Genomic DNA, 20,713 nt, shown 5'->3' with positions numbered 1-20,713 from the left:
AACCAACACAAATCGACAATGGATAATTTTTCGTTTTTAACCCAAGTGTTCCCATCAGTTGATATTTTTGTAGGATTGAAACCAGCTTTAAAAAGAAATACAAAAGGTAAAACAATTTTTAGTTTTTTTGATGCTGATGACAATTTAATAGGTAATCGGGTATTAAAGGAAGCAAGAGGTCTAAAAAGACTTGCGGTTCCTTCAATAACTAATAAAATACATATTAAATCATTCAATGAAGATTACTATCTTGCTGATGTTAAATCAATGATTGAGGACTGCATTAAAGATAAAATTGCCTACGTTAAAAGAGATTATGGATTAACACCTGAAGAATATTATCAAGAAATCCTAGAAAGTCGTGCAAAAGCAAGTTTAATTAAAGAAGCAGCTTTAAAAATTGATAAGTTAGATTTTCCATCTGGTGAGGAATTAGAAGTTGAGAGTGAGTAAATCAAAAAAACCTCTATAACTAAATATAGAGGCTTTTTGGCTATTTTTTGACATCTAATACCAATTTTATATGAGGCTGCATAGAATAATGACATCAATTGAATTATCCGTCTTTATCTGTGTTAATCTGCGTTTATCTGCGGTCAATTATTCTTGACATCTTATAGCGGTTCTCGGTTGAGTGAGATACAAGAACCCCACCCCCAACCCCCTCCCCGCAAGCGATGAGGGGGCTATGATGTATTTTATTCAAATGCATACCGCTATATTCTCTGCAACTTCATATCAATTTGGTATAAACTGTGAAAGACTTAGTGATTTCCACATTATTTTTATCTTTTGTGGACAAGTCCACTAGAACTTTGCACAGTTCCACAATGTTTACAATATGGTAAAGCTTTATAAGTAAGCTCGTGACAATTTTCGCATTCAACAAATTGATCATAACCGCAGTGTGGGCAATAAATATCATTATGCCGAATTTTTTTAGCGCAATTAATGCAGCGTGATTTTTGCACTCTGCTAACTGCTTGGACTTTAGCATTAAAAACAATTCTCTGAAAAAATTTGATAATGCCAAAACCAACCAGCGGAACTATCAAGATGTAGACATAACTGATTAAAAATAGCAAGCCTCCCAAAAGTGTGCCAACGATATCAAAGATAAACTTAAATATTGCACCAACTTGCAGAAATTCAAAGATTTTCAGAACTAGCGGAATCAAAAATATAACCAACAAATGCCAACTAATTAGAGCAATGAGTCCATATCCTTTACGTTGAGAAATATTATGAACTAATAAAGCTATGAAAATTAACGGCAACAGAAATAAAGCTTGAAAACTAAGTTGGATACTGGGATACCAAAATGATGCTTTTTTATAGCCTGTTTCTACTTCTCTAAATGTATTTTCATTTTTAAGAAAGGCTAGGAAATTAGTACTTTCTGGCTTGGTAAGTAGTTCATTTTTAAGTTGAGAAATTTCCTTGGTAATTGTAGAAATTTGGATTTTATTTTGCTCTAACGTCTGTTTAGCTTTTTCAGCACTGACTTGATTAATTGATTTATCGCTAGACTGACCTGCAATTTTTTCTAAAAGCGTTGAATCATATTGAGCGCGAATATTTTTATTACTTTGCTCAAGGTTACTAACTTTGTTTTGTTGCTGTTCAATGGTTTTTATAGTTTGCAAATTTTGGGAATTTTTAACTTTATCTTTGTACTCAGCATACTGCAAGCATATTGGAGAAACTTTGCCCAGATGACCTTCTTCAGCTTGTTGATATATTTGTCTATTGAGTTGATTGTTAGAGTAATTTGGTAATGCCAAATTAATCATTTGATAGTCTTTATCTTTGTTATTTTTTGTCCGGTAATTGTCCCATTCGGAATAACATGGATAAGCTTGATTAGGACTAAGATGCCATCCACTAATATCATTAAGTCCTGTGAAAACATTGACTAAGATAAAAATATCAATCAAGATAATGACAATCAAGCTTACTTTATTTAGAGGTTCGTTATTGACTGTCCTTGATTTACTAAATAATTGACCCAAGAAATGGCGTATTTTGGCAAACATATTATTTTTCTAACTTGGTGATAATTATTGAAGATAACCTAAAATTGAAGTACTTCAACTACTTCACCAACCACCTTGGTTTATTGGCATAATTTAATACGAAGCTTTATCATGATACATAGACAGGTGGATTATGCTTTGTATTTTGCGATACTTGTAATTTACGGCATAGCTGAATAATGTAACAAAGCATAACAAGTATATTAAGATATATATATATTTCTAATGTAAAACTAAATAATATTTTATTATGAAAAGTATAAGAACCATTAATATGCTGATTTTTGTTGTTTGGTCTTGATTTCAGGTTAAAAAATCAATTTTAATCAAGGAAAATTAATTCATGAATAAATATTTGATGAAAACGATCAATTATAAAGAATGGAAAATTGAGATATATCAATTTTTTGCTAGAAACAGATTTGAAGTGATTTGCTACAGCCCAAGTGGTAGCAAACTAGACTATTCAAAAACTTCTATGAGATGTTGGTTTAAAGAAGAGTTTGCTATTGAGGAAGCTCAAGAATTTATAGACTCAATTATGACTAATAAAAATTCTGATCCAATGCCCGTTACAAATTGGGAGTATTTTGAATTAGCCAAAACTCAGCAAGTAGATTTATCACAGTTGGCAAGTTAAGGTTTAATCTTTAAACTCGGTGTTTAGTTATTGAACATAGCCCAAAACTGAAGCAACCCAACCAATTAAACTCCCACCCAAAACCAGCCAAGCGGCATTGATACTGTAGCGAATGGCTAAAATTGCAGAAATGAGTGCGATCGCTAAACCGAACAAATCTACATAAGGGAATTGTGATAAAGTTAACGTTGCGACTCCCAATTGCAGTGTAGTTACTACCATCAGCGCCACAGCACTCACATTGACAGCATCTAAAAAAGCCCTTGTCCAAGATGAGGCACGTAGGCGGGGAATCAGGGGATTTAAGGCAGCAACAAAGACAAAAGAAGGGAGAAAAATTCCCAAAGTAGCGACAATTGCACCAGGCATACCAGCGATAATATAACCTATAAAGGTTGCAGTAGACAGGACTGGGCCAGGAGTAAATTGACCGATTGCGATCGCATCTAGTAACTGCTGTTGTGTCAACCAACCATATTCTTCAACTAATCCACCTTGTAAAAAAGCTACCAGTAAATATCCCCCACCAAACAACACACTACCAACCTTCAAGAAAAACCAACCTAATTGCCACAAAGGCACAGATACAGCATTTACTGATATTACTTGCGAAGTTACACTAATAGTTAAACCTGCGATTAACAAGTTAGTCTGATTTCCTGGTGGATTATTTTGATTACCACGATTTAACCAAACCATCCCCAATAATCCACCTAATAAAAGTGCAATTACTTCACTTACTTTCGCGACTAAAGTCACCATCCCAACAGCAACGGCAATTATTAGTAACTGACGCGATTTTACTGCCTTTTTTGCTAAACGCCAAAGGGCATTAAAGATAACAGCTAAAACAGCAGGTTTAATTCCATAAAGTAAAGGTGAAACTTGCGGTAAAGTTCCATAATTGACATAAACCCAAGCAAATATACCTGTAATTAAAACCGCAGGTAAAATAAAACAAACACCTGCTACAATTAGCCCTAGCCATCCTGCATAAATGTATCCAATATGAATTGCCATTTCTGTAGAATTGGGACCGGGAATTAAGTTAGTTGCACCTAACAAATCCAGAAAATGCTCCTGTGTCAGCCACTGACGACGCTTAACTACTTCATCTTCAATCATGGCAATATGGGCAACTGGCCCACCAAAACCAATTACACCTAGTTGAAAAAAGAGTTTAGCGACTTCACTCAAACGACTTAGCTGCACATTATTCATTTTTTTGAGGTAATTATTGTGCAGCTTGATTGTATAATATAAAAATTAAATGTCATAAAATCTAATATCTAATTCACACATTCATCAATAATTGAGGCGGATGTTGATGATGTACAATTATTTTTACAGTTAACTATAGTTGATTGATGTTGGCTTTTGTTCCATTGCTCCGCAACGCTAACGCGAACAACCCACGCTACGAGGAATTGTGATTCCACTGACAAGTCAGGGCTTGTGCGATGCCTGCTGCGAGCGTAGCGATCGCACCATCCTCTTTATTCCGATATAATAACAAATACTATTAACAGGTTTTGACTATGCAAATTAGCGAAGAGATCACAATTAAAGTTAGTCCTAACGTTGCTCAAGCCTATCAAAAAGCAACAGAACGTAAAAAGCAATCTCTGGCAACACTGGTTAGTGTATTTTTAAGAGAGGAGATGAATGAAGAAGTTGATTTTCTCGGTAAATTGATGGATAAAATTAGTGATAGAGCAGTTTCCAGAGGCTTGACACCAGAAATTTTGGAGACGATTCTAAATGAAGACTCCCCCTAACTATGTGTTGGATACCAATATTGTTGTTATTGCTTTGCTTTTCAAAAATAGTCAACCGCGTCAAGCCTTAGATAAAGCTCGGCATCAAGGAACTATTTTGATGTCTCAATTCATTTAGTAAGAAATAACAAAGGTTTTGACAAGACCAAAGTTTGAGAAGTATGTTACTGCAATTGAGAGAGATTTATTTCTAGGTTGGTTGGCTGAATCAGTTAATTTTATTGAAATTAGCAAGACTATTGTTGCTTGTCGAGATGCTAAAGATGATAAATTTTTAGAGTTAGCTGTTAATGGCGATGCAAAATTAATCGTGAGTGGAGATCAAGATTTATTAATTCTGAATCCTTTTAATGGAATTTCTATTGTTACAGTTAGACAGTTTTTAGAGATGGAATAATCTGGATTGATATTGAGTTTTATATTTCAACCGAACCTATAAGATCAGGGAACTGAAAAATACTTTCTAGTATCCAAAGAAACATCGCTGGTGCGATGCCTGCGGAGAGTGTAGCGAACTGACAAGTCAGCGCTTACGCGATGCCTGCGGCGAGCGAAGCTATCGCACTGAAACTCAATTTTCATCACTTTTCTCTCTACTCCACTTTCGGTCAATGAACTCCCAAGTGGCTTCGAGGAACTCTCCATTGGGCAAAATAATACCAACTCCAATGAAATCGCCAAGGTCAAGCTCCCCGATAGCCCCAGTCAAATCAACGTCAAACAGCCCTCCGACATCAAGCATATCCCAAGCGGCTCCTTCCAAGTTGACGTTTCTCATATTGCAGCGATCAAAGAGGGCATTACTCATCTCAGCGCCTCGGAAAGTAGCTCCTTCCAGATCAACAGAGAAAAGGCTAGTTACTTGCAAGAAAGCACCATCCAAATTGACTCCTCTCCAGTTGGCTTCCTCAGAAACAACAGAAGTCAAATCAGTTTTGGACAAGTTAGCCCCTTCCAAGTTAACTCGATGAAGCCTAGCGTCCCTCAATTTGGCTCCAGACAAATTAGCCCTACTCAGGTTGGACTCAGCCAAATTAGCTTGATTCAAGTTAATTCCGGGCAAATTAGCTCCACTCAAATCAATCCCCTTGAGGGTAGTGCTTCTAAAATCTCGCTCCCCAGCAGCATACCGTTGAAGCAATTCCTCGACAGTTATTTTCATACCTCAACTCCTGCATCAATTCACACATTCAAAGATAACTCACTCAATCTCTAGCAAACCCTTTTCAACCCCACCTTTAACATCACCTTCTAAATAACCGACCTCCCTACCGGACAACTAGCAGAAGCCCAAATCATCTAATACGACCAACCCAACGGTGGCATTAACTAAGGAAATTTCTCGCAGAGACAGCAGTATCTGTAAAGTCACTGAAAACACCATCTATACCTAAGTCAAAAAATAGTTGATATTCATCTTGGGGATTTTCTTGAAAATCTAAAGGTAAGAACAAATTTTCATTGCGGAATGTCCAAACATGAACTTGTAAACCAGTTTGATGTGCATCATTAACTAAGGATGTCGGAGATAGTAATTTACCATTGCTATCTTTGGGAACTACTAAATTTTTATTTACTCCTATCGCTTGTGCATATTTAGCAATTTCTATTAACTCTGTTGGATTTACTAAATATTGATATGTGCGATGATCACCATTAACTACAAAATCATAAGGTTTTCCAGAATCATTAATTAATTGTACTAAAGGTAAATCTGTTTTTTTAGATAATTCTTGCAGATTACCAACTTCAAATGATTGAATAAATATAGGTAAATTAATTTTGTGTAAAGCTGTGAGTAACTTATCTTCTAATGGTAAACCAATTGATTTAAAGTAAGTTGGATGTTTCGTTTCTGGGTAAATTCCAATCATTCGACCTATTTCCAAACTTTTGCGTTTTGCTAAATCAATAATTTCATTTAGAGTAGGAATCGTAAAAATTCCATTATATGCTATGTTTTGAGGACGAATTTGAGGAATACGTTCTTTAGCTGTTAATGTTTTTAATTCCGCCAAAGTAAAATCTTCTGTAAACCAACCTATTTTAACTTCACCATCAATTATTTTAGTAGTTTTCAGGTGAGTAAATTCTGCATGAATAGCAACATCAGTAGTTTCGGAAATTTCATTTTCATGACGAGCAATCAAAATACCATCTTTGGTAATTACTAAATCTGGTTCAATATAGTCAGTACCTAAATCAATTGCTAATTCATAAGCAGCTAAAGTATGTTCAGGACGGTAGCCACTTGCACCACGGTGAGCAATGATAATAGGACTTTGGTTTGTGAATGTTTTAGCCATATTCTTAATGGTTATATACAAATATACTGCAAAAGGGTGAAATCTGAACTTATGTCATACGCCATGCTGCGCTATCATAATGACACTTTTATACTGCAAAAGGGTAAAACCTGAACTTATGTCATACTGAGCGTAACGTAGTGCAGCGTTCGCGGAGCGTCTCGTAGAGAAGTATCTCGGAGATTCTTCACTTCGTTCAGAATGACATTTTTAAACCGTTTTTAGTATAGTATAGGACTTACGCATTGATAAAATCTATCAAATATGGATTATGGATTTTATCTCTTGTAGGGTGCGTCAGACCTGATAACTTAGCACACAACAGATTTTCTCTATCTGACGCACCGCACTAATATGCGATGCCAAAAGCTTGAAACTAGGCAATTTCCTTCATACATATCATGTGCAGTTTTTACAGTGCGTAAGTCCTATAGTATTTGAATTTTGAAAAAATATAAGTATTTGTAGAGTGTGTTACGTTATTGCTCTAAGCGTAGGTATACCCAAAATAGCTTTACACAGCTACATATGTTCTTGTCTTATTGTACTAATATGGATATTAATGCAAATCTACTTGTCTTGAACAGAAACGACAAGCTATGATCATCACATATCTGAAAACCGTCGCTAAATAGTTAACATTTCGTCACAACCAGTCAAAAGTTTAGCCTAGCCTAGCTGCTAACTGATAGGTACTATAGATAACCCCAAAAGCCGGGCTGCAAATTTACACATCTTTACAATCAGCGGTTTAGAGAATTGAGTCATTCGGGTAAACACTTGATAGCCATGTTGCTGATTAAAGCTGAATAGGAGCGATATTGACAGATAAATTGTTCAGAGAGCTTATTACAATGTTTAAAGTTATGTAGCCTTTTACTTACAGGCTATCAAGCCCTGCGGTAAACTATGCCTTGATTATGATTCCTTCGCAGAGAAGAACACTCGAAAGGAGCAGTTTTTTCCATGTCTCATACCGTAAAAATCTACGATACCTGCATCGGCTGCACCCAATGCGTCCGCGCTTGTCCCACAGACGTACTAGAGATGGTTCCTTGGGATGGCTGTAAAGCCTCTCAAATCGCCTCTTCACCCCGCACAGAAGACTGCGTAGGCTGCAAGCGTTGCGAAACTGCTTGCCCCACCGACTTTTTGAGCATCCGGGTTTATCTAGGCGCTGAAACAACTCGCAGTATGGGTTTAGCATACTGAGGATTTTAAAAAACTCAGTAATTTAGTGCTGAGGACTGAGTAAAGGAGAAACAAGAAGCAAATTATCTAAAAGCATTCTTGATTCTTCTCTCAGCACTCAGCACCCTAATTTTTTTCAATTATCTGCATAGCAAATGTCTTTAAGCTTTGAGGTCGGCATTTCTGCCCGACAAAGTTGTTTTTTTAGAGTAAAATTCCAAAATCCATAACACAACCTAGTGATAATGGGAGCAACTTGCTCCTTTTTATTTTTTATTTGCTAAAATAACCATTCTGTGATGGCAAGTATCATTTATTAAATTTCAATGAACAGCAAATAGTTGTTTAGCCGATAGTGAGATATTTAAACCCATTGCTAAAGCATTAGACCTTCTTAGAAGGGAATTAAATCGAGAGTAACTGATAACCAGTGGTATAAAAAATGTGTGGAATTGTTGGATATATAGGAACTCAAGCGGCAACAGATATTTTATTGGCTGGACTAGAAAAATTAGAATATAGAGGTTATGACTCGGCAGGAATTGCCACAATTTGGGAAGGTGACGTTCACTGTGTACGGGCTAAAGGTAAGCTGCTGAATTTGCGTTCTAAACTGGAACAAATAGAAAATCCTGCTCAAATTGGTATTGGTCACACTCGCTGGGCAACTCATGGTAAACCAGAAGAACATAATGCCCATCCTCACATGGATACAGCACTGCGGGTGGCGGTGGTGCAGAATGGCATTATTGAGAATTACCGCGAGTTACGGGAACAATTAAAAGCATTAGGACATGAATTTCGTTCAGAAACAGATACAGAGGTAATACCTCATTTAATTGCTGAGTGTTTAAAGCATTGTGATCAAAATTCTCCTTCCCCTTCGGTTTTTTTAGACGCGGTGCGGGAAGCGGTGAGTAAGTTGGAGGGGGCTTATGCTATTGCGGCGATTTCTGCTGACTACCCCGATGAATTGATTGTAGTCCGGCAACAAGCACCTTTAGTTATTGGTTTTGGTCAAGGTGAGTTTTTCTGTGCTTCTGACACCCCGGCAATTGTTCCCTATACCCGCGCTGTGTTGCCCCTAGAAAACGGCGAAATTGCTCGTTTGACTCCTTTGGGGGTGGAGGTTTATAACTTTGCTGGACATCGCTTGAAAAAGCATCCCCGCACCATCAACTGGAATCCCATCATGGTGGAAAAACAGGGATTCAAGCATTTTATGCTCAAAGAAATCTATGAGCAACCGGGGGTAGTGAGGGATTGTTTAGAAGCTTATTTCCCAACGGAATTGAATGGCAACTCAACTGCACAATCACCGGTGAGACTAGGTTTAGCTGATGATTTTTACGCAGACTTAGAACAAATTCAAGTTGTTGCCTGTGGTACAAGCTGGCACGCTGCTTTAGTCGGTAAATACTTGTTAGAACAATTAGCGGGAATTCCCACCCAGGTACAATATGCTTCTGAGTTTCGCTATTCACCATCCCCGTTAACTGCTAATACTCTGACTATTGGTGTTACACAATCGGGGGAGACTGCTGATACTTTAGCAGCTTTAGCAATGGAAAAAGAACGTCGTCAGGGCAAAGAAAGCAAGTATCAAGCGCGACTTTTAGGAATAACTAATCGTCCAGAAAGTACTTTGGGCAACATGGTTGCAAATATCATCAATACTCATGGGGGAATTGAAATTGGTGTTGCTGCGACAAAGACTTTTATTGCTCAATTGATGGCGTTTTATGCTTTGGCTTTAGATATAGCTTATCGTCGCCATGAGATTACTGTGGAAAGATTTGAGGAAATTCTCACAGGTTTACGCCAGCTACCAGGGGAAATTGAAGCGATTTTAGAAACTCAAGAACGTTATATTGAGCAATTAGTACATGACTTTGCGGAAACGAAGGATTTTATCTTTATTGGCAGAGGAATTAATTTCCCCATTGCGTTAGAAGGGGCTTTGAAGTTAAAAGAGATTAGCTATATTCATGCTGAAGGATATCCGGCTGGGGAAATGAAGCATGGCCCCATTGCTTTATTAGATGCGAAAGTCCCTGTAGTTGCGATCGCAGTTCGGGGTAGTGTATATGAAAAAGTGATCTCTAACGCCCAGGAAGCAAAAGCTCGTGATTCCCGGTTAATTGGTGTTAGTTCTGTCAAAGATGGGGAAGCAGGGGAGATATTTAATGATTTAATTCCTGTTGCAGAGGTTGAGGAAATCCTTTCACCCATTCTCACAGTTATACCGTTGCAATTGTTAGCTTATCACATTGCAGCACGACGAGGTTTGGATGTAGATCAGCCGAGAAATTTAGCAAAATCGGTAACAGTTGAATAACTTAATATTTGTGGGAAAATAAAAATTGTGGAGGAATAAAAAAGTTAGGAAATAAATAAAAAACTTGTATAATTTCTCCTATGGGTGTGTGTAATAATCATCCACAGGAGAATTTTTTGTAGTTAGGATTAATTAGATTATATGCGGCGGGACTCAATTTTTTATTATTTATTTCAAAAATATCCAACACTACTTTTTGAATTATTGGAAAATGCCCCAGCCAATGCGGCTAATTATCGCTTCGATTCGGTAGCGGTGAAAGAGCCAAAGTTTGAAATTGATGGGGTGTTTTTGCCACCAGAAACGGAAATACCAGGGGTGGTTTATTTCTGTGAGGTGCAGTTTCAAAGAGATGAGCGACTGTATGAGCGGTTATTTGGGGAGTTATTTCTCTATTTTTACAGAAATAGAGAGCGTTTTCAAGATTGGCAAGCTGTGTTAATTTATCCAACTCGGAGTATGGAACAAGGGGATATTCACCCCTATCGCGCACTTTTGAGTTCGGAACAAGTACATCGAGTATATTTGGATGAGTTGGGAGAAATTGAGCAATTACCCCTTGATGTGAGTTTATTGGTATTGACTACTCTAAACCAAGACAAAGCACCAGCAGCAGCGCGGTATTTAGTCAACCGTTGTCAGCAGGAGTTACAAGAACCGGCAGCTAGTCGTGCAATAATGGAAATAATTACCACGATTATGTCTTATCGGTTTACTCGTTTAAGTCGTGTGGAGATAGAAGCAATGTTAGGTATAACTTTTGAGCAAACTCGCTTATATCAAGAACTAAGAGAAGAAGCGACAGAAATAGGTAGAGAAGAAGGCAGACAAGAAGGTAGACAGGAGGGAGAAGTAAATCTTATTCTGCGGTTATTATCTAAAAAATTTGGGGAAGTTCCTAGTCAGCTAAAAATGCAAATTGAGAAGTTATCTCTAGAACAATTGGAAGCTTTAGCTGAGGTGTTGTTAGATTTTTCTAATTTAGATGATTTAGTTGTTTTGCTGGAAAATTTGGGAACTACTGCTGAGAAGTAGATTTGTGTGCAGAGTGCGATCGCTTTTTTCAATCAACTCGAAGTGTGAAGCGATCGCTGTTCGGGGTAGTGTATATGAAAAGGTGATCTCTAACGCCCAGGTGTAGGAGGATAATTCGGTTCAACAAATATAAAACGGTTGAACAATAACCTCTAAGGGAGTACTATTCTACTAAGTAGATAAGCGATCGCTGTCAGGGGTTATTTTTATGGTTAGGGGCAGAGAGAAATGGACGGAAGCCAAATTTGAGCGGTACATGAAAGAAGATCGTCCAAAAAGCTTATCTCATAAAGAAGTTAAATCAGATGAGTGATAATCAACGGGTAATTCATGCTGAACCTACTAAAGATTTATTCATATATATGTTGGTGCGAGATATACCGCTTATTCGTGCGATTATAGATCTTGTTGACAACTCAGTAGATGGTGCAACTCATTTACAAAGCAATGAGAATTATGAAGGGCTTTGGATAAAAATTTTAGCGAAAAATGAGTACTTTGAAATTCAAGATAATTGTGGAGGAATAACAATCAAGGAAGCAGAGGAGTATGCTTTCAAATTTGGAAGAGCTAATGATGCCGCAGTAACACCAAAATCAATTGGAAGATTCGGAATTGGAATGAAGCGGGCTTTTTTCAAGATCGGAAAAAAATTTACAGTTGAATCAACTACATCTAGTTCTAAATTTACAGTTTCAGAAGACGTAGAGGAATGGAAAGATCAAGCTGAATGGACATTTGAATTTTCAAATGTTCAAGAAGCTAGTGATTCCGAATTCAGTGAGATTGGCACTCGAATATTAATTGAAAAATTGCATGAAACTGTGTCAGAAGACTTAGGATTAGAAAATTTCATATCGGAATTAAAGCAAGAATTAACAATTGCATATTCATTAAAACTAAAAAAGGGATTAAGCATTAGTATAAATGATGAGGATCTTTGTCCAACTCCCCTTAATTTTCGTACTTCTGACAATATTAAAGTTGCAAAATTTGAAAAGGAATATAAGTACTTTGGAAGTCGTGAAATAGAAACACCAGTGCGGGTTAGGTTGTATGCTGGTGTATCTGATAGAAGTATAAAGGAAGGAGGATGGTATGTATTCTGCAATGAACGCATGGTTCTTGAAGCTGACCAAACTGAAATAATGGGCTGGGGTACAAAAAGTGGTTTTCCACAATATCATGCTGATTTTGCATTCTTTAGAGGCTATGCTTTCTTCGAGTCTGATGATGCTGCTAATTTGCCTTGGACAACGACGAAAACAGGGATTGACTACGACTCACCAATCTACAAATCAATCAAACAAGAAGTATCTCAACTAACGGTTCCCGTTCTTACATTCTTAAGAAAAATGGCAGATGAAAAAAGCCTTGTAGAGCGTGGTGAGATAACTGAGAGTTTACTTGAGCAAGCGTATTTGCAAACTTCACTTTCTTCTGTATTTGAAGCAGAGACAAGTAATACATTTCTAATCCCTGATCAATCAGCAATTCCCCCTCGTCAAAAACGTGGCACTATACAATATAGTAAACCAATTGAAGAAATTGAGCAAGTCAAAGAATTATTAAATGTTACATCGAATAAAGAGGTTGGTGAAAAAACCTTTGATTACTATTTAAACAACGAAGGATAAGGATAATGGCTGGTAGCTATTCAAAAATTAATTACAGTCTTCGTCCTGCAAAAGCAGTTGAAAGAAGGATGATATGCGATTCTCTCCGATGCTTAAGTCCGTTCGGAGAACTGACAACTTATAGATATGTAGGTTTTGGCTCAACTTACTTTAGTGACTTTATTCTATTTCATAAATCCTTACATATTGAGGACATGATAAGTATAGAAAAAGATACGAACGCTAAAGTTCGTTTTGAATATAATAAACCTTTTGGATGTATTGAAATCAAGTATGGAGACTCCTCTGAAGTTCTTCCGACAATTGAATGGAATAAGAAATCAATTGTATGGCTTGATTATGATATCCCATTAGAAAAAACAATTTTAGATGATATTGATACTCTTATAAGCAAATTAGTATCGGGAAGCGTTTTAATTGTTACAGTTAGTGCAGCGCAAGAACGACCCCCAACAGAAGGTTGGGATATAAAAGAAATAAACAAATTTAGAGAAGATAAGTTACGAGAAAGGCTTCCTAATGAGAAAATTCCTATAAGTCTAAAGTCGATTGATTTAACTGCGAAGAATATAGGAAATCTGTATAAAAAAATAATTGATAATCAACTTAAACAAAGTGTTAGTAACGCTAATTCAGCACGTTCGGAAGACGAAAAGCTCAATTATAAGCAAATTTTTGATTTTCGTTATGATGATGGTTGTCGTATGTTAACAGTTGGATGGCTCCTTTTTGAACAGAACTACTGTAATCTTGCTGAACAATGTAAGTTTAGTAAGAATTTTAATCCAACAGAATTAGATAATCCTTATGAAATAAAAGTGCCAAATCTGACACTTAAGGAAATTCAACATCTAGATAGTCAAATGCCTACAGATGATTGTGATGCTGTGAAACGAATTTGTATCCCCCTCAAGGATGTTAAATCCTATGCAGAATTGTATAAATACTTTCCTTCTTTTGTGGAAATGATCATGTAGCTATGACCTAACTTTTCTGTTTTTCGATGTCGCTATAAGCTTTTGGTGTATACATATCGTATTTAGTTCATTATTTCATAGGGGTTTAGCAATGCTGAACCTTTGCTGAGGTATATTTTTTGTTTACTTGCAAGCGATCGCACCTATTCCTAGTAACAGTTGTTCCCATAGCGTCTCGTAGAGAAAGTGGGGATTCCAATCCTACCTGAATCACTCATTTTCTGACACCTTACAAATCCCTTAATTTTAATTATGGGGATTTCTCTGTTGCTCATTTCCTGTTCTCTTTTATGTATATTTTTGTATTGATTGTTTGATTTTTTTCGCGTATATTTATTTTTTTGGTTTCATTCCACAGGTTATTAAAATCGCTAAAGTACTTATCTATTCTTAGTTTCATATACTTTTAATGTTTGGCTAACTCTTTATTGATAGTTTGTTTATTTACTAGATTTATTACCAATAAAACTACTAATTATTGTTTCATGGCTTGATCTTAAATTAAAATCCCAGTTTTAATTTTTACTAATTATTTTTTTAAATATGTCCAAGGAAGTATTTTAATTTTTTATATTGAATAACCGAAAAAGTTAATCTATACTGTTTCTTGTTATTTGTCGAAATAAACGAAAAAATATTTTTTATGGTTGTAATTTGTGAATAGAAAATGTGTTGATAAATCTAGTAAACTCTTGAGTAATTTCATGAAAATTGCCATTATCGTTGATAAATTTCCTAGTTTATCAGAAACATTTATTGTTAATCAAATTATAGGTTTGATAGATCGAGGAAATGAAGTAAATATTTATGCCACACCACCGGATAATACTTCTAAAATTCATCCCAAAGTAGCAAATTATCATTTACTTAATCATACATATTATCAACCCAAGATTCATCAAAATTATTTTTTACGCTTCTTAAAAGGAATAAAATTAATTATTGGGAATTTTCATATAAATCCTTTAGTCATTTTGCGATCGCTCAACTTTTTTAACTATGGTAAACGGGCAGTTTCTTTGCGATTATTATACTCAGTTATACCATTATTAAAAGCTCCAACTTACGATATTATTCATTGCCAGTTCGGTACATTAGCATTAGAAGGAATGATTTTACGGAATATAGGTGCTATCAAAGGTAAATTAATTACTTCATTTAGAGGCTACGATATCAGTTGGTTTGTTCAAGAAAATGGAGAAAATGTTTATGAATCACTCTTTGCTCAAGGTGATTTTTTCTTAACCAACTGTGAATTTTTTAAGACAAAAGCTATCAAACTAGGCTGTGATGCAAATAAAATTGTAGTGCATGGTTCAGGAATAGATTGTATTCACTTTCCTTTTAAAGAAAGGTATCCTCATGCAGATAGTAAAATTCGCATCGCTACCACTGGTCGTTTAATTGAAAAGAAAGGTATAGAATACGCAATTTTAGCTGTTGCTCAGGTGAGCGAACTTTATCAAAATATCGAGTATAACATCATTGGCGATGGTGAATTGAAAGAACACTTCCAGCAGCTTATACAATCATTGAATATTGCTGATAAAGTCAAGCTACTTGGATGGAAAACCCAGCCGGAAATTGTTGCAATTCTCGACCAAACAGATATTTTTGTTGCTCCTAGTGTGACAGCAAAAGATGGCAATCAAGATGCACCAGTTAATACTTTAAAAGAAGCAATGATTATGGGTTTACCAGTAATTGCTACTACTCATGGTGGTATTCCTGAACTTGTACAAGATGGTATTTCTGGTTTTCTAGTTCCAGAGCGAAATGCTAATGCTATAGCTGAAAAATTAATTTATCTCATTGAGCATCCACAAATTTGGTCAACAATGGGTTACTCTGGTCATTCTTATGTCCAATCACATTATGATATGAACAAACTTAATGATGAGTTAGTGCAAATTTATCGCCAAGTTATCACTGATGATTTACCTCTTCAAAAATCAGCCTTAGCTCCGGCAATTACTGTGTAATATCTAGCAAAAAAAAGGCTCTCCATAATTTATTATTTCTTACCTTAATGATTCACAAAAAATCAGTTTTAAATTCTGAAAGGATATTGATTGAAATGAAAAACTCATTAGCGCTCGCTACCCCAGATGTAACCCTTATTGTTTCTCCCAGAGAACGTTTCAGTTGTACCCGTGAAGCCTTAGAAAGCATTTATGAACATACACATTATCCCTTCCAGTTAATTTATATAGATGGTGGTTCCCCACGTCACATTAGGGATTATTTAGCAGAACAATCACAACAAAAGCAATTTCAACTGATTCGCACAAATTACTATCTCTCCCCCAACAGTGCGCGAAACATGGGTTTGCGTCAAGTTACTAGTAAGTATGTTGTCTTTATTGATAATGATGTTGTTGTCACCCCAGGTTGGCTCAAGCCTTTAGTCGAATGTGCAGAAGAAACAGATGCAACTATAGTTAGTCCTCTCATTTGTCAGGGTACACCTTTACACACAGAAATACACTGTGCCGGAGGGGAATCTGGAATCAAGGTGGAGATTAAAGACGAAACCAGCAGAAAGCGCATGATTGAAAAGATATATAAACAAGGTCGCAAAATTGCAGATATTCAAACTCAGTTACAACGCCAAAAAACTGGGTTAGCCGAGTTTCACTGCATGATGGTACGAACAGAGATATTTCAACAAATTGGGTTATTAGATGAAGCACTGTTGAACACCAAAGAACACGTTGATTTGTGCATCTTGGTAGCAGAAGCTGGTGGCACAGTTTACCTAGAACCTGAATCTCTGATGACTTATGTAACAAGCAAACCACTAGAACCAACAGATATACATTACTATATGCTGCGTTGGAGTGATGCTTGGGAAATAGCCAGCCTTAAACGCCTGTGTGAAAAGTGGAATCTCACTGAAGATGAATACTTTGAAAATAAGTATAAACGATTGGGATGGCGGCGACAAATGGCAATTATTAATCCCCTTGTGCGTAAATTGCCTATTAACAAATTTGGCTGGCGAGTAGCTGGGAAAACTCTATCGTATATAGACAAGATAGCCAACCGTTACATTACTAGCCGCTATGCACAAACACACCTATAGAACTCATATTTCATATTTGATTTTCATGAATACAGGACTTACACAAAATCATGAAAAAACGAACCACAAAAGACAGGAAGTAAAGAGGGTTTTTGAGAGTTCTCTCGTTGTTCCCTAGAATACTTGCAATTTCTTGGACAAAGGATAAAAAATATTGAAGCGACATCAAAAATTGAATTCTCAGCTACCTCAAATCATTTATACACCAGAGAGTCAACTGAGATATCCCCTAGACTTAGTGCGACAAATGTGGCGAGACTTGTTAGCTTCTCGTGAACTAGCTTGGCGGTTAATGGTGCGAGATATCAACGCCCAATATCGACAATCTTTTTTAGGTATAGCCTGGGCTTTTTTACCACCAATTGTCTTGGCTGTAAGTTTAACCCTTGCGAAAGATGCCAAAGTCATTAATGTGGGAGCTACTGATTTACCCTATCCAGCTTATGTCATGTTTAGCACTGCATTATGGCAAACTTTTGTAGAAGCTTTAAATGGTCCAGTACAAGCGGTAACAGTAGCAAAACCCATGTTAGCCAGGGTAAATTTTCCACGGGAAGCATTAATTTTGGCCAAAGTAGGGGAAGTTTTTTTTAATTTTGCTATCAAGCTAATTCTCCTAGTGGGATTGTTTATTTGGTTTCGTATTCCTATTAATTGGACAGTAATTGTAACTCCAGTTCCATTAATTCATTTAGTTTTATTGGGAACATTTATTGGTATTTTCTTAGCTCCCTTGGGAGTGTTGTATCAAGATATTTCCAAAGGACTAACTTTGATAACAGGATTTTGGTTATTTCTCACGCCTGTAATTTATCCAGTTCCCAAAGAAGGAATATTTGGGTTGTTAGTAAAGTTGAATCCTGTCACCCCTTTGTTAGTAACAGTAAGAGATTTAGCTACCACAGGAGTAGTCTCAGAACCTTTTAGTTTTTGGTTGGTGAGTACAATTACTTTAGTAGGATTACTACTAACCTGGATTGTATTCCGTCTGGCGATGCCTTTTGTGGTTGAGAGGGTAAGTTCTTAATAATGACTGAATTAATAGATAAAAAGATTTCTGTTCATTCTCAAGATGCTGAAGTGCTGATTGCAGTTGATAGTGTTTCTAAAAAATTCTGTAGGAATTTAAAACAGTCTTTATTCTATGGTGTACAAGATATTGCCACAGAATTATTAGGAGGAAATAGGAAAAGTGATACTTTACGCCGCCTAGAATTTTGGGCTTTGAACGATGTCAGTTTTCAATTAAAGCGGGGAGAAGCTCTTGGTTTAGTTGGCTCAAATGGTTCAGGAAAAAGTACACTACTACGCATCATTAGTGGGTTGATAAAACCTGACACTGGCTGTATAAAAGTTAGAGGTAGGGTAGCTCCATTAATTGCCTTAGGGGCAGGATTTAATCCCATACTGACAGGGCGAGAAAATATTTATGCAAATATGTCAATTTTGGGTTTATCAACCAAAAAAATCACGGAGAGATTTCAAGAAGTAATAGATTTTTCTGAGATTGGTAATGCTATTGATGCACCTGTACAAACTTATAGTTCTGGTATGGCAGCTAGACTAGGTTTTGCTTGTGCAGTTCATGTAGAACCAGATGTTTTACTAATTGATGAAGTTCTAGCTGTAGGAGACATCAAATTTAGAATGAAGTGCCACAGAAAGTTAGCACAACTGCGGACAAATGGCACAGCTTTTATATTGGTTTCTCACAACTCCCATAGCATCCTTAATGTTTGTGATTCATCAATTTATTTATCAAAAGGTGAAGTGATTACATCGGGTAAAACAGAAACAGTAATTCGCAAATATGAAGAAGACCTCTGTTTGAGTGGCTCAGAAAGTGCTTTAGGAAAAATGATTTTGTCGGAAAAGCCAGAAGCGGAGAGTTTAGGTTTAGATATTACTGCTGTATTTTTTAGAGATGAACAGGGTGATTTTCTAGAAGCACCGCTTTCTGGTGAACCAGCTTATTTATGTGTGGAATGTAAATCTTACCAAAAAATTACCCAAGCTAATTTAGGTATTTTAGTCACAGCTTTATCAGGAGAAAATGGACTGGTTCAGTACATAACTTCTAATTCTGATCAAGAGCTTTTAACTATCCTGCCAGGAAAGTCAGAAATCCAAATGTATATGCCATATTGTTCTTTTATTCCTGGTGTATATAGCGCCAAAATATATATCAGAAGAGGCGTGCAATCTTTTGATATTGTTGAATCTTTTAGATTTACTGTGAAGACCAATAAAACTATCAGTCGATGTTTATTTTATCAACCACGTAAATGGCAAGTTATTAATCAATAAATTAAGGTATTGAAAATGAGTAATCCTCTACTCAGCATCATTATTCCCACTCGCAACCGACCTCACTTAGTAAATCATGCAGTTAAAAGTGCGCTTGATCAAAATATGTCAGATTTGGAAGTGATTGTGGTTGATGATGCTTCTACAAAGCCGATAGATTTACCCAGTCATCCTCAATTGCGGTTGATTCACCTATCACATTCTCATGGTGGTGCGGGAACTCGTAATGTTGGACTAGAAGCTGCACTCGGTCGATGGGTGACATTTCTGGACGATGACGATCGCTATCTTCCCCACATGGCAGAGGTATCATTAGAGGCATTATCTCAAACATACTTACCTGAATCGGTAGCGGTGATCTCCGGTTTAGAGGAAGTCAACTCTCAAGGTCAAGTCCTGGGTAAGCGTTTACCGCCTCTAGTCCGTCCACGCGGCGCTCATTTCTTTCTCGAAGAACTGGAACCTGGTAAATCTTATAATACCAAGCAAACCCTCGTAGTTGAGCGAGAAATGCTACAAAAAATTGGGGGTTGGGACAACCAAATGCGATCGCGCGTTCACTCAGAACTCTTTTTAAGACTCAACCCCGTTTGCTCTATTATTGGTCTACCCATCATTACCTACCAGTTATATAACCATGAGGGGCTAAGAGTTTCACGAAATCCCATACTCCGCCAAGAAAGTTTTTTACGCTTAGTGCATAAACATAAATCACTTTTTCAAGCCCATCCACAAATGTTTGCTAAGTTTATTTATGAACACGCTCATAGATGTTATGAACTTGGTTTAAAGCGTGAAGCTTTTTACAATTTATGCTGGTCTATGCAACAAGATCCACTACAAATAGTTCCTCTTGTTGTTTCTAGATTTTATCAATTAGGACTAAAATTCGTAATTACAAATTTCAACAATAATTACTAAGCTATCGCGCTTTTAATTTGCACATTAATAGCCTACACCACAAAATTTGTATTAATAGTATGCAAGTTATAGAATTTTTAGCTTCTTACAGATGAAATAAGAGAAATTTTATCTATTAAGAGTAAGCCACAAAATAAATGATCCTGTCTTGTCATGCTGAGTGTAGCGAAGCGAAACGAAGCATCTCGGAGGATTCTTCACTACACTTCGTTCCGTTCAGAATGACATTGGGCATTTCTTTTTGTGGAGTTCTCTAAGTGTTTATCTCAGAGGATGATTGAAAAGTCTACCGTTGTATCAACATCCCTCTTAAAAGGAGAGAATAACCTTCTCAATTTCCTCCTTTCTAAGCAGGATTTAGGAAGACCTCAAGCTTTTAATACATCAAATACCACTTTTCAAGTATCCTCTAAAATCTCAAATACAAAATCGTATGAGTTTGTAATTTGCTAGAAAATATTT

The 20,713-nt window shown here is 36.5% G+C and carries 19 protein-coding genes; 15 read left to right on the top strand and 4 right to left on the bottom strand.

The features are described from left to right. Nucleotides 1-18: 18 nt before the first annotated feature. Nucleotides 19-453, top strand: a complete 435-nt coding sequence (locus ACSQ6I_RS18170; protein ID WP_438891695.1) for a hypothetical protein — start codon at nucleotides 19-21, stop codon at nucleotides 451-453. Nucleotides 454-785: 332 nt separating this feature from the next. On the opposite strand, the gene ACSQ6I_RS18165 is transcribed toward ACSQ6I_RS18170, so the two are convergent. Next, nucleotides 786-2,036 (bottom strand): hypothetical protein, encoded by a 1,251-nt coding sequence (locus tag ACSQ6I_RS18165; protein WP_438891694.1) that lies wholly within the window; start codon nucleotides 2,034-2,036, stop codon nucleotides 786-788. 343 nt (nucleotides 2,037-2,379) lie between these two features. Between ACSQ6I_RS18165 and ACSQ6I_RS18160 the strand changes: the two genes are divergently transcribed. Continuing rightward, on the top strand, nucleotides 2,380-2,676 hold the full coding sequence (locus tag ACSQ6I_RS18160) for a hypothetical protein (protein ID WP_438891693.1): 297 nt from the start codon (nucleotides 2,380-2,382) through the stop codon (nucleotides 2,674-2,676). A gap of 27 nt (nucleotides 2,677-2,703) precedes the next feature. Here ACSQ6I_RS18160 and chrA read toward each other — a convergent pair whose 3' ends face one another. Then, complete coding sequence (chrA, locus tag ACSQ6I_RS18155) at nucleotides 2,704-3,897, bottom strand: chromate efflux transporter (protein WP_438891692.1); 1,194 nt, start codon at nucleotides 3,895-3,897, stop codon at nucleotides 2,704-2,706. Between the two features lie 317 nt (nucleotides 3,898-4,214). Here chrA and ACSQ6I_RS18150 point away from each other — a divergent pair, with 317 nt between their 5' ends. The 3 genes from ACSQ6I_RS18150 to ACSQ6I_RS18140 are packed head-to-tail and all read left to right on the top strand — an operon-like array spanning nucleotide 4,215 to nucleotide 4,851. After that, on the top strand, nucleotides 4,215-4,454 hold the full coding sequence (locus ACSQ6I_RS18150) for a hypothetical protein (protein ID WP_438891691.1): 240 nt from the start codon (nucleotides 4,215-4,217) through the stop codon (nucleotides 4,452-4,454). After that, on the top strand, nucleotides 4,438-4,572 hold the full coding sequence (locus ACSQ6I_RS18145; RefSeq protein ID WP_438891690.1) for a hypothetical protein: 135 nt from the start codon (nucleotides 4,438-4,440) through the stop codon (nucleotides 4,570-4,572). Before ACSQ6I_RS18150 ends, ACSQ6I_RS18145 begins: the two co-directional genes overlap by 17 nt. A 6-nt stretch (nucleotides 4,573-4,578) precedes the next feature. Continuing rightward, nucleotides 4,579-4,851, top strand: coding sequence for a putative toxin-antitoxin system toxin component, PIN family (locus tag ACSQ6I_RS18140; RefSeq protein ID WP_438891794.1), 273 nt, complete (start codon nucleotides 4,579-4,581; stop codon nucleotides 4,849-4,851). Between the two features lie 174 nt (nucleotides 4,852-5,025). Here ACSQ6I_RS18140 and ACSQ6I_RS18135 read toward each other — a convergent pair whose 3' ends face one another. Continuing rightward, a complete protein-coding gene (locus tag ACSQ6I_RS18135) occupies nucleotides 5,026-5,616 on the bottom strand; it encodes a pentapeptide repeat-containing protein (RefSeq protein WP_438891689.1) in 591 nt (196 codons plus the stop codon). 163 nt (nucleotides 5,617-5,779) lie between these two features. Then, nucleotides 5,780-6,760, bottom strand: coding sequence for a glycerophosphodiester phosphodiesterase (locus ACSQ6I_RS18130; protein WP_438891688.1), 981 nt, complete (start codon nucleotides 6,758-6,760; stop codon nucleotides 5,780-5,782). Nucleotides 6,761-7,726: 966 nt separating this feature from the next. Between ACSQ6I_RS18130 and psaC the strand changes: the two genes are divergently transcribed. From psaC to ACSQ6I_RS18080, 10 genes are all read left to right on the top strand, one after another. Continuing rightward, nucleotides 7,727-7,972, top strand: coding sequence for a photosystem I iron-sulfur center protein PsaC (gene psaC, locus ACSQ6I_RS18125; protein WP_015215228.1), 246 nt, complete (start codon nucleotides 7,727-7,729; stop codon nucleotides 7,970-7,972). 421 nt (nucleotides 7,973-8,393) lie between these two features. After that, nucleotides 8,394-10,289, top strand: a complete 1,896-nt coding sequence (gene glmS, locus ACSQ6I_RS18120; protein WP_438891687.1) for a glutamine--fructose-6-phosphate transaminase (isomerizing) — start codon at nucleotides 8,394-8,396, stop codon at nucleotides 10,287-10,289. A gap of 141 nt (nucleotides 10,290-10,430) precedes the next feature. Next, complete coding sequence (locus ACSQ6I_RS18115; protein ID WP_438891686.1) at nucleotides 10,431-11,324, top strand: Rpn family recombination-promoting nuclease/putative transposase; 894 nt, start codon at nucleotides 10,431-10,433, stop codon at nucleotides 11,322-11,324. Between the two features lie 305 nt (nucleotides 11,325-11,629). Then, a complete protein-coding gene (locus ACSQ6I_RS18110; protein ID WP_438891685.1) occupies nucleotides 11,630-12,961 on the top strand; it encodes an ATP-binding protein in 1,332 nt (443 codons plus the stop codon). Between the two features lie 5 nt (nucleotides 12,962-12,966). Then, the gene (locus ACSQ6I_RS18105; protein ID WP_438891684.1) at nucleotides 12,967-13,938 is read left to right on the top strand and encodes an O-methyltransferase; all 972 of its coding nucleotides are present in this window, start codon (nucleotides 12,967-12,969) and stop codon (nucleotides 13,936-13,938) included. Nucleotides 13,939-14,642: 704 nt separating this feature from the next. Continuing rightward, nucleotides 14,643-15,920, top strand: a complete 1,278-nt coding sequence (locus ACSQ6I_RS18100; RefSeq protein WP_438891683.1) for a glycosyltransferase — start codon at nucleotides 14,643-14,645, stop codon at nucleotides 15,918-15,920. A gap of 95 nt (nucleotides 15,921-16,015) precedes the next feature. Next, on the top strand, nucleotides 16,016-17,023 hold the full coding sequence (locus ACSQ6I_RS18095) for a glycosyltransferase family 2 protein (protein WP_438891682.1): 1,008 nt from the start codon (nucleotides 16,016-16,018) through the stop codon (nucleotides 17,021-17,023). Nucleotides 17,024-17,195: 172 nt separating this feature from the next. Next, complete coding sequence (locus ACSQ6I_RS18090; protein WP_438891681.1) at nucleotides 17,196-18,050, top strand: ABC transporter permease; 855 nt, start codon at nucleotides 17,196-17,198, stop codon at nucleotides 18,048-18,050. A gap of 2 nt (nucleotides 18,051-18,052) precedes the next feature. After that, entirely contained in the window at nucleotides 18,053-19,330 is a 1,278-nt protein-coding gene (locus ACSQ6I_RS18085; protein ID WP_438891680.1) for an ABC transporter ATP-binding protein, read from the top strand. 15 nt (nucleotides 19,331-19,345) lie between these two features. Continuing rightward, nucleotides 19,346-20,251 (top strand): glycosyltransferase family 2 protein, encoded by a 906-nt coding sequence (locus tag ACSQ6I_RS18080; RefSeq protein WP_438891679.1) that lies wholly within the window; start codon nucleotides 19,346-19,348, stop codon nucleotides 20,249-20,251. The last annotated feature ends 462 nt before the right edge of the window (nucleotides 20,252-20,713 follow it).

It is taken from the genome of Anabaena sp. WFMT, from assembly GCF_051781005.1.
In the GTDB taxonomy this organism is placed as follows: domain Bacteria; phylum Cyanobacteriota; class Cyanobacteriia; order Cyanobacteriales; family Nostocaceae; genus Anabaena.
The sequence above is the reverse complement of the archived record's forward strand: the minus strand, read 5'-3'. Positions and strand labels throughout refer to the sequence as shown.